The following is a 15,715-nucleotide window of genomic DNA, read 5'->3' as shown; positions in this document are numbered from 1 at the left end:
TGCATCATTCTTTAGTTTGTTCAACCAATATTTTATAAAACAATTGCAGATTCTTTGGTGGATCATAGCGGGTATCTCCCCATACCAGTCGCTGGGTCTTTCCCTCATGCTGGTATTCCAGAAAAAAATACAGATCGCCAGGCTGATTGATTTCCAGTTCGCCCAATCCCAATACCTGGTAATTCGTGACCATCTGGCTAAAAATCCCCCTGGGTAATGACTTGACCTTGGTGAAGGTCCTGTCCATCATGCCTTCGCCCCGGTAAAGGACACCTTTATCGCTTAGGACAAATTCAGTAACACTACCCGTGATACCTCCACCTTTACCAAATCGCAGCATATCACCTTCATACTGATTCGGAGCAAAAGGAACAGCCTTGCAAAATGTCAGACCCAGTAAGCAAGAAAATAGACTCCACTTCTTCAAAAAACGCATGGGGTAAAATTTATGTCAAATTACAAAACTAATGAATTAATAAAACGAACATATTTAGGACGAGTCACCGCTTCCTGAGTAACCATTGATCGGAAGAATGACCCGCCCGGAATGGATTTTTTATCCTAACTTGATTCCAAGTCAGGACTTATGGAATCAATCATCAACTACTTCAGCACCATTCCTTCCTCGCACCGGACGATCATTCTGGTCTCCGGATTATTGTTTTTCTGGATAATGGAAGGAGTCATCCCGATCAGCCGCATCCTGTACAACAAATACCGGCATGCCGGTGTGAATCTCTTCTTTACACTAACGACGCTGATCATCAACCTGGGATTTGCCTTCCTGATCGTTAAAGGTAGTGATTGGTCGGTGGCCCACCGATTTGGATTATTTCAATGGGTCAGCAACTGGCCCCTCGGCGTCCGCATCGTAATGGCCCTGCTTAGCATGGACCTCATCAGCGCCTACCTGATCCATTGGATTGAGCACCAGGTGCCCTGGATGTGGAAGTTCCATGTCATCCACCATTCAGACACCAAAGTGGACACTACGACGGCTTTGCGCCATCATCCGGGAGAATCGGTCTTCCGGGCTACCTTTACTGTTCTCGCCGTGCTGGCAACCGGGGCACCGATGTGGCTGGTGATGATCTATCAAAGCATATCGGCATTTAGTTCTCAGTTCAATCATGCCAATATCCGGATACCTGAATCCATCGACCGTATCCTGCGGTTGGTTCTGGTGACTCCTGCCATGCACCGGGTTCACCACCATTATAAGCAACCTCTGACCGACACCAACTACGGAAATATTTTTTCCATCTGGGACCGCCTGTTCGGCACCTATGCCTTCATCCCGGCGAATGAGATCGTCTATGGACTGGATGTCTTTGATAAAAGAGAAAATCATCTGGGTGATCTGCTCAAGGTACCGATCGATAAAGACAGCTACCGGAATTAGTCCTGCTACAAAAATCTAGTCGATGGCGGCATAAGCCACCCAATATTGAGCCCCGTTGCGGTAAGCCTGGGATGATTTGCCGGCATTCCGTAAAGTGGAAATGCTTGCTACCGTTCCGGGTCTGTGGCCATGAAATAATTCAATTCCGCTCACCCGGTTCCCATCGGGACCCTCCTGAATGCCAGTTACCATTCCTACATGACAGATACCCTCAGGAATTTTATCTCCCTTGGCTGAGGGCTTATAACTAAAAAAGAGGAGCATTCCGGTGCGGATCTGTTTAGCCGATTTCAGCGGATCGCTGACAATTTCCAATGCTTTGCTTTTGGCGTAATATGCGGCCAATCCTTTGCTGTCCCGGTAGGACCTCCCGGGCAGATCAAAGTTCGAACACCTTTGCTCCAGGCTGTCAAATAGCCGGTGCATCATCCCAGAACAGTCGCTGCCCTTACGAGCATCGTACCAGATGGAATCACGGCTAAGGCGATGGGCAATTTCCGGCACCCACGTGTCGAGGTTTTTCTTACAGGAATAGTCTCCGGGGAGTGTGGCCAGCAAAAAAACCGACCAGATAAATGAAGTTATGAGCATCCTGATATTAAAATGGTGAAGTATGTTTTACGACTATTTGCTTTGAATGTGGTTATAAATGGTCTGGTTATCCAACGATACGGCCGCGATAGAGCGCTGGTGGAATGTCGGATCCAGGGGTGTCCAGTGGCGGCGGATGACCTTCAGGGTTACTACTTTTCCCGGCAGGAGCTGCTCCCACTGAGTTACATCGATTCCCTGATCCAATCCACGATTGATGTAGTGCAGATGATCGTCACCTTTTATTGCTATGGCTACGTCACCACAACAAGGTACGTAAACTTTCTCCACAACTCCGGTCACATCGTAACAGTTGTCCGGTGCTGCCTGTGGAACTGGCGTGAATGCCAATACCAATAAAGAAATAACTAAAAAGCTCAATGCCCAAGTGGCCCATTTCCACTTCTTCATATTCATTGTGGTTTAAAAAGCGGCGCAAAATTAATGGTTACCGCGATTTTTACAATAGGAAGATGTGTTCAGGGAAAATGCGTAACCAAGATCAAATATAATAACTAATCTTAATATAAATGATGCTTGCTACCAAACCAAAACGTGTCCGGTACGATTTTAATTGCCCTACCCGGTACAGTTTCTGCCGCTCCTACTGGGAAAGGTTGTTACGCTTCAACTGCAATGCCAGTTCATCAAGCTGCTTCTGATCGATCGGTGACGGCGCTTCGATCATCATATCGCGCCCCATGTTGTTTTTTGGGAAAGCGATAAAGTCGCGGATGGAATTCTGCCCGTTCATCACGGCACACAACCGGTCAAAACCAAATGCTATCCCACCGTGAGGAGGAGCTCCGTATTCGAAAGCCCCCAGCAGGAACCCAAATTGAGCTTCCGCTTCTTCTTTGGTAAATCCGAGCAGGTCAAAGTTTTTACTCTGCAGGTTCCGGTTGTGGATACGGATCGACCCTCCGCCGATCTCTACACCGTTGAGAACCAGGTCATAGGCATCTGCCCGCAAGGCTTTCAAGGTGGCAAAATCGCCATTCTGCATGCGCTCGATGTCATCTTTTTTAGGCGAGGTGAACGGATGGTGCATGGCAAAGAAACGTTGCGCATCTTCGTCCCATTCGAGCAATGGAAAATCGACTACCCAGAGCGGATTCACCTTTTTCGGGTCCCGCAGTCCCAGGCGCTCGCCCATCTCCAGGCGAAGGGCACCCAGTTGTGAACGGGTTTTTTCCGCTTCTCCGGCCAGGATCAGCACCAGGTCACCTGGCCTGGCCCCAAAGCGTTCACCCCAGGCATGCAGTTGTTCGTCGGTATAAAATTTTCCAATGCTGGATTTGATGGTACCATCACTCTGGTATTTGATGTAGACCAGGCCCTTGGCTCCGACCTGGGGACGTTTAACCCAGTCGGTCAGGGCATTGATGTCTTTGTTCGAATAGGTGTCAGCGATACCCGGAGCACAAATGCCCACCACCAGCTCTGCGCTGTCGAAGACGGGGAATCCCTGGTTTTGTGCCAGCTCATTGAGCTCCACGAACTCCATCCCGAAGCGGGTGTCCGGTTTGTCGGATCCATACCTGGCAATCGCATCGTCGTACGACATGCGCGGGAAAGTATTGAGTTCGATACCGAGGACTTCGCGGTACAGATGTTTGGTCAGGCCTTCAAAGGTGTTCAGGATGTCTTCGCGGGTGACGAAAGCCATCTCGCAGTCGATCTGGGTGAACTCTGGCTGGCGGTCGGCACGCAGATCCTCATCACGGAAACATTTTACGATCTGAAAATAACGATCGAAGCCGGCCACCATCAGGATCTGCTTGAAGGTTTGCGGCGACTGGGGCAGCGCATAAAACTGGTTGGGGTTTAAGCGGCTTGGCACCACAAAGTCACGTGCTCCTTCCGGGGTACTCTTGATCAGGAATGGCGTCTCAATCTCCAGGAAGCCCTGGCCGGACAAATACTTCCGGGTCTCCAGCCCCATCCGGGCGCGAAAGATGATGTTTTGCTGTACCGGGGTACGGCGCAGGTCAAGGTAGCGGTATTTCATCCGGAGGTCGTCACCCCCATCGGTGTCGTCTTCAATGGTAAAGGGAGGCACCTTACTTGGGTTCAGCAGGTTGAGTGCGGCTACTTCGATCTCGATGTCCCCGGTAGCCCGGTTTGGATTTTTGGCGCTCCGTTCACGCACCTTGCCGGTCACCTGAATGACGAATTCGCGGCCCAGCTTACGGGCTTGTTCGCATAGCGCGGCATTGTCTTCCATATTGAAGACGATCTGCGTGATGCCATAACGATCCCGGACATCCACAAAGGTCATCCCTCCGAAGTCTCTGCCCGCCTGCACCCAGCCGGCCAGGGTCACCTCTTTTCCAACATCAGCGATGCGTAGTTCGCCACAGGTATGTGTTCTGTACATGGTATTCCTATTTAATCCTGAACGAAGCTTTTACTTCGCGCTGCAAAAGTCCGAAAAATCTGAGAAGAAAGGTAGAAGAGGTTAAAGAAAGGGATAAAGGTAAAAGAGGTAGCAGAGGTAAAAGAGGTAGCAGAAGTAAAAGAGGTAGCAGAAGTAAAAGAGGTAGCAGAAGTAGTTCTGACCAAGCGTCCGGAAATGGATGAGCTATCTCGACAGCCCATTCAACATTCAACATTCAACATTTTACCCCACCACTCCTTCCTGGAACAAGTCACCCTGCTTACGGAAACGATTGGGGTTTTCCATGCGCAGCAACCACTTCTTGATGGTCAGTCCCCCCGAATAACCACCCCAGTCGCCATTCTTTCCGATGACCCGGTGGCAGGGGATGATAATGGGCAATGGATTGTGGTGGTTGGCCTGACCTACCGCACGTACGGCTTTTGGGTTACCCAGCCGTTTGGCAATGTCAAAATAGGAACGGGTCCTGCCAAAAGGAATGATCATCAGCGTCTTCCACACCTCCTGATAAAACCAGGGTGCCTCCCCAAAATCCAGGGGAATGCTGAACTGTGTCCTCTTACCGGTAAAATATTCATCCAGCTGCTTAAAAGTCTGAACCAGGATAGGATGCTCCGGGGCGTCCGGCTCCTTTACATCAGAAGATGAATTCAAATGAATCTGGGTAAGTCCCTTGTCGGTAGCATGTAATTCCAACCAGCCAATCGGTGATTGGTAATACGAGACAACCATTCTCAGTTAGCTATTTACTTTGGTAATATACAAATAATCTGGATATGTATCCGTTTGGGTCATGGTTTAACCCAGAGACAACGCCAAAGGCACCTGGGAAAGCACTTTGTGTCATTCCCGCGCTAATTGGACCAGACTTTTAGCTGAAACGGTGACAATTCGTGACAACTCATTAAAAACGTTTACAATGCAGGACTGCCGGGCATCCATTTTCAGGCTACTTTTGCCTATTCAAGCAGCTGTTGTGAGCAAAAGTGCGCGAACCATATTAATCATTCTTCTGGTCATCGTTGTCCCCTTTCTGATCTATGCTTTCGTACAGATCCGTGCCCTCAGCCAGGATGAAAAAATGGCGGAGGCCATCTATGAAAAGCAAATGGAGACGGTACTTTTTTCCCTGAATCAGTATGCCGACGACCGGATGCAGCAGTGGGTCAATAAATTGGCCGATAAGACCTACCCCATCGTTCGGAATGCAAACGATTTGGTCCTTGGCAACGAAGCCATTCAATTGTTGGTCATCCGGCACATTCCCAACCGGCAGGACAGTTTGTGCTACAGTGATTACGTCTCTCACGATCCTGGTGCCTCAGCACAAATTGACCAATGGTATGCTGAGCAAGATTCTACCATCACCAGGCTGACCAATTATTTAAAGGCCGGGTTCCGGAAGATTCAGCCAGCCATCGGCATGCCGCCAATTTCCGGGCTGAACCCTGTACAGGGCGCTATGACCGTCATGGTTTTCGACAAAGATTCCTCTCTTTATAATGCATTGTTCATATTCGATTTGAATTATTGGGTAGCATCGGTATTGGGGCCTAAAATGCAGGAACTATCCCAAAACGAGTATCTATTGTCGGTGATCCAGATAAACCCAGAAAATAATAACCTGAATACCCTATACAGTACCGGCGAGTTTGATTCCGGACAAGAGTATACCGAACGTTCTTTATGGATATTGCCGGACACCTACCTGACGATCCAATCCATAGGCACCAGTTATGCGGAATTAATTCGCAATAGAAACCGGACCAATCTGGCTTTCCTCTTTTTCTCTCTCACCACGGTATTGATCGGTGCTTTCTTAATATTTCGCAATGCTCAAAAAGCCCTTAAAATAGCACAGCTCAAATCGGATTTCGTCTCCAATGTTTCCCATGAGATAAGAACCCCTCTTTCACTGATCCGTATGTACGCCGAAACCCTGATGCTGGGCAGATTAGGGAATGAAGCTAAAAAACAAAACTATTACGAAGTCATCCATCGCGAGTCCGGACGTTTGACTTATCTCGTCAATAACATCCTGGACTTCGCACGTATCGAAGCCAACCGGACCTCCTACCACAAAGCAGAAGCCGACATGAATGTTATAGCCCGGGACCTGTACGACACCTATACCTATACCTTCAAAGAAAAAGAAATTGACTGCGTACTGACACTCTGCCAGGCGCCGGTACCCATCCTGGCAGACGACCAGGCCTTTGAGGCTGCACTTTCCAATCTCATCGACAACGCCATAAAATACAGTCCAGAAAAGAGCAGGATCCATATCACTACCAGCAAGAACGATCGATACGGCTATTGTCAGGTAGCGGATGAAGGGATTGGTATCAGCCCGGAAAACCAGACGAAAATATTTGAGCAATTTTACCGGGTCGAAGATGCCCTGACTCAAAAAACCAAAGGCACCGGTCTCGGGCTAAGCCTGGTAAAGCACATCATGCAGGAACATGGTGGTGAGGTGAATGTCACATCCAGGCCTGGACAGGGCAGCACCTTTACCCTTAGGTTTCCGCTTATAACGCACACAGAATGACGAAAATACTTATTACCGATGACGAACCCTTAATGTGCCGCGGACTGGCCGACAACCTGGAATTTGAAGGTTATCAGGTCGATACTGCAGCAAATGGCAAGGAAGCTCTTGTCAAGATATCTTCCAATTTTTACGATTTACTGATCCTGGATGTCATGATGCCTGAGATGTCGGGCTTCGATGTGTGCCGCAAACTCCGCCAGCAAAAAAATGATATACCGGTCATTCTGCTCACCGCCAAAGGGGAAGAAATTGACCGCGTTCTTGGCCTCGAGCTGGGTGCAGATGACTACATTGTCAAACCCTTTAGTTTACGGGAATTACTCGCCCGCGTAAAAGCCATATTACGCCGGACCTCTGGCGGTCAAAACACTGCGGGAGCCTTCGAAACCATCGGACTCGTGGAAGTTGATTTTACGAATTATGTAGCCATTGTTTCGGGCAAAGAAATAAAACTGTCCCACCGGGAATTTGAAGTGTTGCATTTTTTATGGCAGAATAAACACCAGATTGTACGGCGTGACGACCTCTTGAAAAATATCTGGCAATACGATGAATTTCCTTCAACCCGCACCATCGATAATTTCATTTTACGTCTCCGTCAGAAGGTGGAAATAAACCCAAATGATCCGAAAATTATACTGACCGTGCATGGCATGGGTTATAAAATGGTTTGATTCAAATTTACATGACATCTTATGACATTTGTTTACCTGAGCATAACACCTGACAACAATTACCGGGTTTATTTTGAATGTAAAATATTCAATAACTCAAATGTCAACCGTCATGCAAATGCAATTCATCTTAACCCTGACTTTATTTGGTTTATTATTCGAAAAAACAACCTTCTGCCAGTCATCAGTTTATCAGCAGGCAAGCTACAAACACAAGCCAATAGTGGAGATGACCATTAATAATAAAAAAACCTGGGTATTACTCGATACCGGATCGGATATTACCATTCTGGATATTAAATCCAGGAAATACCTGGGCTTCAGCACCATCCAGAATGGGAGCAGGTCAGTTCCGGGACTTGGCTCAAGTAATAACCGGCTTTACCGGGTAAAAAATGTCAGATTGCAATTTGGCGAAACGCCTTTGTACTGCCCAATGTACGCCTTTGATCTCACCAATGTGGCAGAATCTATTGAAGCAAGAACCGGGAAAAGGATAACAGCTATCATCGGCACCACGCTCATGCAGTCTTATGGATTTGTCATTGATATGGGAAATAATTCTGTCGTCATGTACCATCAAACGAATAGTAAAAACCCGGAATAAATTATTCCATGATTAAATAGGAAACGTATCTGTCACCATCTGAAAATAAGGTATGCAAAAGCGAAATAAATCCACCCTTTTAATAATGATCATCTTAATCCTGGCATCCACATTTTCCCTTACTGCACAGGAAAAAGGTAAAGAAAGCCGGTGGGAGGAATTGCCATTACGTAATTGGTTTATGGAATGGTTGTTTGGTGAAAATAATATTGGAGAAAGCCAAAATTACGTCTCTGAGGACCTCACCCGGAAAATCAACCTTTCTCAGTCCTGGAAATTTAGTATTGGAGACAACGTGAACTGGGCTTCGCCATCTTATTCCGACAAAAACTGGGAGAAAATCCGGGTACCTGCCCGGTGGGAAAATGAGGGCTTTAATGGCTATGATGGCTATGCCTGGTACCGGGTCCATTTCGATGGCCGGGAATTAATCCGCCAGGATGCCCATATATTATTACCCGGATTTATTGACGATGTGGATGAGACGTATCTGAATGGCACGCTGATCGGAAAAAGCGGCACCTTTCCTCCCCGGTTCCGCACCGCTTATGATTCGGACCGTAGTTATTTTATCCCCAATGAGCTGATCAATTTCAGCGGTGACAATGTCATTGCAATCCGGGTATACGATGAAACCATGGATGGTGGCATTATAGGCGGCAATCCGGGGATATATGCCCAGGAACAGAGTGCTGCTGTCAAACAGGGATTTTATGGACCCTGGAAATTCACCACCAGCAATCAAGCAGATTATATCCGGCCCGATTATGACGATACCAAATGGGAGACCCTTCTGGTGCCGAATTTCTGGGATAATCAGGGCTATCGCTCCTATGATGGTACCGGGTGGTATCGCAAGACATTCCGGCTGAATTTCACCCCCCAGAGCAATCAAAAATATTATCTGGTCCTGGGTAAGATCGACGACTTTGATGTCACCTATCTGAACGGCCAAAAAATAGGCGAAACCAATGACGGACGCGAGCTGGGTGAAAGTCAATCGTTTTCAAAATTGAGGGTATACCCCATCCCGGATGGCTTACTCCATGCTACCGGAAACAATGTGATTGCCGTCAAGGTGGTCGATATCGGGAAAGATGGAGGTATCTACCGGGGACCGGTCGGTATCGTGGAAGAGTCCGCCATTACGAAAATCGTACGCAGCAACTAACTGTTCACCGGGGAGCCATAGACTTCCCGGATAGCAGCATAGAGCGCTGGTTCCGATTCCACCATCTTTTGCTGAAAAGTAAAATAACAGGCCGTGGCCACTCCCCAGAAATCAAGCTCTTCAAAGCCGGTAAATTTTTGCCATTGGTCCAGGGACTGCCCGGAGATTCGGGTCAATACCTCCCAATGCTGTGGGGAGGATGGAGGATACTGCTTCTGATCAAAGACAAACTGGAATACTCTGCCCCATTCGTAATACGCCAGGTTAAGGAACCGGTCCGGCCGCATCCAGGCAGCCATCAGCTGCTCCAGGGAATAGATCTGTACCTGATCGGTAAAATCGGTCTCGCTGGCATGCAGAAACTGATGATTCGGTGAGGGAAAAGGATGCTTGTAAAAGACCACGCGTTCAAAGGGTGATAACAGGGCTTTCTCCTGATCCCACGAGATAATGACCGCCGCCAGACTGACCATGACCTTCGCTTCTTCCGGGATGGTATCCATGCTCATGCCGCTGAAGTCGGATCCTTCCATGTGTAATACCAGTCGTTCTTCCAGTTTTTTTTGCGCTTCCGGATCCAGGCGGGTTATCCAGGGCACCAGGCGATGTAAAAACTTCCGCAAAGGTTCATCCAGGGTAGGCCGGTAGCGCTGCACATACCAATAATCCAGTTGAGGCGTAAAGATGTATACCACCATCAGTAACAATGCCGGTGGGATGATCCATACCATCACGCCCTCCTTTTCTTCTACAAAGGCAAGGTAGAGCACGATCATGATCCATAAGGCAAGCGGTACCGTCAGGCGCCTGGAAAACATATCATGAATTCATTTAATATGAATGCAATTATAGTGAAAATAATATTAGCTATCTGCTATTGGTAGTCAGACTTTAAGCATCGGAGAAGGCAATTGAAGCAATCTTGAACCAATTGATGTGTTTTTTCAGGACCGGTAGGGCATACCAGGTCTTCCTCTCCCCTTCTTTCCAGCCCCCCTTTTGAAATCAATAAGTTGGACAGGATGTGAATCATATTACCCAGTAAATTGTAAATTCCCAATACGGATATATGACACGGGCCGGTATTCGTCGTTTAGAATAGCATGTGAAATCAACAATTTATTTGGATTGAATTGGATCAATAAATTGAACAGCATCAACATAAGGCGGCACTTCTGCTGCCTGAAAGCATTGCATTTCGGCCTCCTGTTCCTGGTCCTGTTTCCCCGTACATCTTCTGCTCAATTCCAAATCAACGGCGCTGCCCGCCGGCTCGACAGCATATGTTACGAACTGACTCAGGATGTCATGTTTGTTGCCGGCTCGATCTGGAATGTCAATCAGATTAACCTGAATGAATCCTTTGAAGCGATCATGGACATCTTTCTGGGCTGTACGGATGCCAATGGAGCCGATGGGATCGTATTCGGGTTCCAACCGGTCAGTACCTCCATCGGTGAGGCCGGTGAAGGATTAGGGTTTCAATTTGTACGGCCTTCCATAGGTATTGAATTCGATACCTGGCAGAATTTCAATCTTGATGACCCTGCTTACGACCACATAGCCATCATCCGCAACGGTGATGTGGACCATGGATCGAACAATACGCTGGCTGGTCCGGTCCAGGCGCTGGCCAGCAGTCCGAATATTGAAGATTGCCAGTACCACAATGTGCGTGTGGTCTGGGATGCCCAGGTGCACCGCCTGGATGTGTATATGGACTGTGACCTGCGATTGTCCTACCAGGGTGACATTGTAACCAACATCTTCGGCGGTATTCCCTATGTCTTCTGGGGATTTACTTCAGCTACCGGTGGCTCATCCAATGTGCAGCGCATCTGCATGCGGTATACCACATTCCTCAATGACATTCAGGACCAGGTCATCTGCCCGGGAGAAGCCATACCGCTGATTTCTGGCATCATGCAGGATGTGTACTGGGAACCAACCCAGGGATTAAATAACCCGTTCAGTCCCAATCCCATTGCCCAGCCGGCACAGAGCACCACCTACACCCTTTATTTCCCCGATGCCTGCGATACGTTTGCACTGGATCAGGTCCAGGTGGAAGTCCTCGACCGCAAGATACCATTTGACCTCGGACCGGATACCGTCATCTGTGAACAAGGGCTGACGATCAACATTCCCTATCCGGGGGCAACAGCCGTATGGAATGGCCGGGATACCAGCGTAGCCTATCCGATCACCCAGACCGGAACGTACCGGGTGGCACTGCACCGCGTGGACACCGTGTGTACATTTACCGACACCATAGAAGTCGGTCTACCTGAACCTATCCAGCTTACACTGGCAAAAGACACCACCATCTGCGCCAGCGAATCCTGGATCATAGACCTCCAGGATGGCCGGTTAAATTCATTTCGATGGAATACTGCCGACAGCCTGAATCCGGTCCAGACCATTACCTCTGCCGGCATTTATGCAGTAACGGTCTCTGATGGCTGTGTCTCCACCACCAGGTCAACACAGGTGCAGCTGATGGAATGTGGCGGGGTATTCATCCCCAATGTTTTTTCACCCAATGGGGATGCCGTAAACGACCTGTTTGAAGTCGTCCACGACGGATCCGTGGAATCCTTCATTTATTTCCGGATTTATGACCGTTGGGGCAACCTGATTTATGATGCCCCGGTCTCGGGCAGCAGTTCACCGCAATGGAATGGAACCGCTGCCGGGCAAGAACTACCTCCCGGGGTTTATGTATATCAGGTAAGGTATCAATTGTTTGGCGGCCTTCCGCAGAACAAAGCCGGAACCGTCACCCTGATCCGGTAAGGACAAAAAATGCAGTGGTTTATTTTGGGTTAATAAAAAAGAGTATAAATTTGCATTCCCTTTCGGTGAAGTACCGTAAGGCTTGATTGAAGAATGGTACCTTAGCTCAGTTGGTAGAGCACAGGACTGAAAATCCTGGTGTCCCCAGTTCGACCCTGGGAGGTACCACCAAATCCTGAATTAATAGCTGGATTCATGAATTATCCAATACATCATCACCATCATCATATGCTGTTCCCGTGGGCAGCTGGTGAAGCGGTATGATGTAAGGTCAACTATGAAAAAACATCAAAGGCTTGCCAACTGCTTGGTAAGCCTTTTTTATTTTAACACCATACCATGGAACGATTAAAGATTGCTATTCAAAAGTCCGGAAGATTGCTGGAAGACTCCCTCGGGTTGCTCAGCGATTGTTCGATCAAAGTGGACAACGGCCGCGACCAGTTGCGCGCCCAGGCCAAGAATTTTCCGCTTGATGTTCTTTACCTGCGCAATTCGGACATCCCCCAATACGTCGAAGACGGTGTCGCCGACATCGGTATCATCGGAGAAAATTTACTGGTAGAGACCGGCTGCCAGCTGGATACGGTCCTGCCACTGGGCTTTGCCAAATGCCGCCTGTCCCTGGCCGTACCGAAAGGCCAGCCTTACGCCGGCATCGGCGACTTTCAGGGCAAAAAAATAGCCACCTCCTACCCGAATACCTTACGCAACTATCTGGAACAAAACCAGGTGGATGCCGAGATCCATGTCATCTCCGGCTCCGTCGAAATAGCCCCCGCCATCGGACTGGCCGAGGGGATCTGTGACCTGGTCAGTTCCGGTAACACCCTCTTCCAGAATAATCTGGTTGAGAAAGAAGTGATCCTGCGATCCGAAGCGGTGCTGGCGGCTACCCCTCATATGAGTGAAGCCAAGAGGCGGATCCTGGATCAGCTGGTATTCCGGATGGAATCGGTATTGAAAGCACAAAGCAACAAATACATCCTTCTTAACGCCCCCAACGAGCGTCTTGAAGAGATCATTGCCATCCTGCCCGGGATGAAAAGTCCGACGGTATTGCCGCTGGCCATGTCCGGATGGAGTTCGGTGCATACCGTCATCCAGGAAGATAAATTCTGGGAGATCATCCATGAACTGAAAGCGAAAGGAGCCCAGGGAATCCTGGTGGTACCCATCCAAAAAATGATCATCTGATGCGACAATTCAATGAGCCAACACGAGACCGCTGGCCGGATCTCATCACCCGCCCGGTGATGGACTGGTCGCAGATCACCGGGAAAGTACAGCCTATCCTGGATGCGGTCAGAAATGAGGGAGACGACGCCGTCCTTCGCTTCACAGCTCTGTTTGATGGTGCAGAACTCGGCCACCTTGCAGTATCCGAAGAGGAAATCCAAGCAGCTTATGCACAAGTCGATGATGGCTTACTGGATGCTATCCGGACGGCCGCAAAAAACATCGAGCGGTTTCATCAATTACAAAAAGATCCCGAACGGCAGCTGGAGACATCTCCCGGCGTCACCTGCTGGCAAAAGAGCGTACCCATCGAGAAAGTAGGCCTGTATATTCCGGGAGGCACCGCACCGCTCTTCTCCACTATCCTGATGCTGGCCATTCCAGCACGCATTGCCGGATGCAGGGAGGTCATCATTTGTACACCCCCGGACAAAAATGGTAACCTGATCCCCGAAATGCTGGTTGCGGCACATGAAGTAGGTGTTGGGAAGATCTTCAAAGCCGGCGGTGCGCAGGCCATTGCAGCAATGGCTTATGGAACCGCCACCATACCCCGGGTTTATAAGATCTTCGGACCCGGCAACCAGTATGTTACCGCCGCCAAGCAGCTGGTCCAGCAACAGGGTGTGGCCATCGATTTACCGGCCGGACCATCTGAAGTGCTGGTATGGGCTGGGGCCGGAAGTATACCTGCTTTCCTGGCTGCAGATCTGCTGTCCCAGGCCGAACATGGAGTCGACTCCCAGGTCGTGCTGGTAGCCCGGGATAAAGTCCTGGTGGAAGCGACCCTGGAAGAAGTTGATCGCCAGTGCGCCGCGCTGCCCCGGAGCGACCTGGCCCTGGGTGCACTTGCTCACAGCAAATCGATACTCCTGCAGGAAGAACAAGACATGGTTGATTTTGTTAATGCATACGCTCCTGAACATTTAATCATTACCGGAGAAAATGCCGACCAGAGAGCCAGTCAGATCATCAATGCGGGCTCGGTGTTCATCGGTAATTTTACCCCGGAATCCGCCGGAGATTATGCCTCTGGCACCAATCATACCTTGCCTACCAATGGTTATGCCCGTTCATACAGCGGTGTTAACCTGGACGCCTATCTGAAAAAAATAACCTTCCAGAAAATCACACCGGCAGGACTACAAAACCTGGGGCCGGCAATTATTGCCATGGCAGAGGCAGAGCAACTGCAAGCTCATGCCCGCGCGGTATCCATCCGATTACAAAATCTCAACGATCAGTCATCATGAATCTGGAAAATCTGGTACGGCCAAACATCTGGCGATTGACACCCTATTCCTCAGCAAGGCATGACTTCGAAGGCACCGGCGGAATCCACCTGGACGCCAATGAAAACCCTTACGAAACCGGCCTGAACCGCTATCCGGATCCACATCACGCTCTGGTAAGGGAGAAGATTGCCGCCATCAAAGGAGTTCCCGCCGAATACATCGCCCTCGGCAACGGCAGCGATGAGATCATTGACCTGATGATCCGCATCTTTTGCCAACCGGGCATCGATCAAATTATGACATTGGATCCTACCTATGGGATGTACCGGGTTGCCGCCGACATTTGCGATGTCCAGACGATAGCTGTCAGCCTGGACGACGATTACCAGCCGATACCGGACGCCATCGCCCAAGCAACCACGCCCCAGACCAAACTGCTGTTCCTTTGCCACCCTAACAACCCAACGGCTAATGCGCTGGATCAAAATCTGGTCCACCGCATCGTCGAAGCCTTTACTGGTATTGTGGTTATCGATGAAGCGTACATTGACTTTTGCCCGGATAAATCATTTGTTCCCTGGATCAAGCGCTACCCCAATCTGGTGATCATGCAGACCTTCTCCAAAGCCTGGGGACTGGCAGGGATACGACTGGGTATGGCTTTTTCCACACCGGAAATCATCAAACTCATTTATAAAGTCAAACCACCCTATAATATAAGCACCTATACCCAGGAGCAAGCCCTGCAGTCGATCCGCAATAAAAACCAAAAAGACTGGTGGGTCCAAAAGATCCTGGATCAGCGTCAGTGGCTGACTGTTGAGCTGGAAAAACTACCTATGGTCGAAAGGGTCTATCCTTCGGACACCAATTTTATTCTGGTCCGGGTGGATGATGCAAAAAAATGGTATGACCATCTGCGTCAGGAAGGCATCATTGTGCGCAACCGGTCCAATGTACATCTGTGTGAAGGGTGTCTGCGCATTACGGTAGGTACTGCACTGGAAAACGATGCATTGATTCAAGCTTTCAAAAACGCCTGATC

15 protein-coding genes and 1 tRNA gene are annotated in these 15,715 nt (G+C 49.1%); 10 read left to right on the top strand and 6 right to left on the bottom strand.

Annotated elements, in window-relative coordinates; all coding sequences use genetic code 11:
- Positions 1 to 4 precede the first annotated feature (4 nt).
- Positions 5 to 436, bottom strand: coding sequence for a hypothetical protein (locus tag H6570_01765; protein MCB9317982.1), 432 nt, complete (start codon positions 434 to 436; stop codon positions 5 to 7).
- 150 nt (positions 437 to 586) lie between these two features.
- On the opposite strand from H6570_01765, the gene H6570_01760 reads away from it, so the two are divergent.
- Entirely contained in the window at positions 587 to 1,402 is an 816-nt protein-coding gene (locus H6570_01760; protein MCB9317981.1) for a sterol desaturase family protein, read from the top strand.
- 15 nt (positions 1,403 to 1,417) lie between these two features.
- Here the strand turns inward: H6570_01760 and H6570_01755 are convergent, their stop codons facing one another.
- From H6570_01755 to H6570_01740, 4 genes are all read right to left on the bottom strand, one after another.
- Positions 1,418 to 1,993, bottom strand: coding sequence for a hypothetical protein (locus H6570_01755; GenBank protein MCB9317980.1), 576 nt, complete (start codon positions 1,991 to 1,993; stop codon positions 1,418 to 1,420).
- A 33-nt stretch (positions 1,994 to 2,026) separates the two neighbouring features.
- Entirely contained in the window at positions 2,027 to 2,404 is a 378-nt protein-coding gene (locus H6570_01750) for a hypothetical protein (protein ID MCB9317979.1), read from the bottom strand.
- A 193-nt stretch (positions 2,405 to 2,597) separates the two neighbouring features.
- On the bottom strand, positions 2,598 to 4,373 hold the full coding sequence (gene aspS / locus H6570_01745) for an aspartate--tRNA ligase (protein ID MCB9317978.1): 1,776 nt from the start codon (positions 4,371 to 4,373) through the stop codon (positions 2,598 to 2,600).
- A 243-nt stretch (positions 4,374 to 4,616) separates the two neighbouring features.
- Complete coding sequence (locus H6570_01740) at positions 4,617 to 5,126, bottom strand: methylated-DNA--[protein]-cysteine S-methyltransferase (GenBank protein MCB9317977.1); 510 nt, start codon at positions 5,124 to 5,126, stop codon at positions 4,617 to 4,619.
- Positions 5,127 to 5,370: 244 nt separating this feature from the next.
- Between H6570_01740 and H6570_01735 the strand changes: the two genes are divergently transcribed.
- From H6570_01735 to H6570_01720, 4 genes are all read left to right on the top strand, one after another.
- Positions 5,371 to 6,945 carry a HAMP domain-containing histidine kinase gene (locus H6570_01735; protein MCB9317976.1) on the top strand — a complete coding sequence of 525 codons (1,575 nt, stop codon included), beginning with the start codon at positions 5,371 to 5,373 and terminating at the stop codon, positions 6,943 to 6,945.
- On the top strand, positions 6,942 to 7,622 hold the full coding sequence (locus H6570_01730) for a response regulator transcription factor (protein MCB9317975.1): 681 nt from the start codon (positions 6,942 to 6,944) through the stop codon (positions 7,620 to 7,622). The genes H6570_01735 and H6570_01730 overlap by 4 nt, the downstream gene beginning before the upstream one ends.
- A 118-nt stretch (positions 7,623 to 7,740) precedes the next feature.
- Positions 7,741 to 8,229: a retropepsin-like domain-containing protein gene (locus H6570_01725; GenBank protein ID MCB9317974.1), complete on the top strand. Its 489-nt coding sequence runs from the start codon at positions 7,741 to 7,743 to the stop codon at positions 8,227 to 8,229.
- Positions 8,230 to 8,314: 85 nt separating this feature from the next.
- On the top strand, positions 8,315 to 9,400 hold the full coding sequence (locus H6570_01720) for a beta galactosidase jelly roll domain-containing protein (GenBank protein MCB9317973.1): 1,086 nt from the start codon (positions 8,315 to 8,317) through the stop codon (positions 9,398 to 9,400).
- Here H6570_01720 and H6570_01715 read toward each other — a convergent pair.
- Positions 9,397 to 10,218, bottom strand: coding sequence for a hypothetical protein (locus H6570_01715; GenBank protein ID MCB9317972.1), 822 nt, complete (start codon positions 10,216 to 10,218; stop codon positions 9,397 to 9,399). The genes H6570_01720 and H6570_01715 overlap by 4 nt on opposite strands.
- Before the next feature lie 310 nt (positions 10,219 to 10,528).
- On the opposite strand from H6570_01715, the gene H6570_01710 reads away from it, so the two are divergent.
- From H6570_01710 to hisC, 5 genes are all read left to right on the top strand, one after another.
- Positions 10,529 to 12,196, top strand: a complete 1,668-nt coding sequence (locus H6570_01710) for a gliding motility-associated C-terminal domain-containing protein (GenBank protein ID MCB9317971.1) — start codon at positions 10,529 to 10,531, stop codon at positions 12,194 to 12,196.
- Positions 12,197 to 12,291: 95 nt separating this feature from the next.
- Positions 12,292 to 12,367, top strand: a tRNA-Phe gene (locus tag H6570_01705).
- 168 nt (positions 12,368 to 12,535) lie between these two features.
- A complete protein-coding gene (locus H6570_01700) occupies positions 12,536 to 13,393 on the top strand; it encodes an ATP phosphoribosyltransferase (GenBank protein MCB9317970.1) in 858 nt (285 codons plus the stop codon).
- Positions 13,393 to 14,688 (top strand): histidinol dehydrogenase, encoded by a 1,296-nt coding sequence (gene hisD / locus H6570_01695; protein ID MCB9317969.1) that lies wholly within the window; start codon positions 13,393 to 13,395, stop codon positions 14,686 to 14,688. The genes H6570_01700 and hisD overlap by 1 nt, the downstream gene beginning before the upstream one ends.
- On the top strand, positions 14,685 to 15,713 hold the full coding sequence (gene hisC, locus H6570_01690; GenBank protein MCB9317968.1) for a histidinol-phosphate transaminase: 1,029 nt from the start codon (positions 14,685 to 14,687) through the stop codon (positions 15,711 to 15,713). Before hisD ends, hisC begins: the two co-directional genes overlap by 4 nt.
- Positions 15,714 to 15,715 lie beyond the last annotated feature (2 nt).

It is taken from the genome of Lewinellaceae bacterium (assembly GCA_020636135.1).
Taxonomy (GTDB): domain Bacteria; phylum Bacteroidota; class Bacteroidia; order Chitinophagales; family Saprospiraceae; genus JAGQXC01.
The sequence above is the reverse complement of the archived record's forward strand: the minus strand, read 5'-3'. Positions and strand labels throughout refer to the sequence as shown.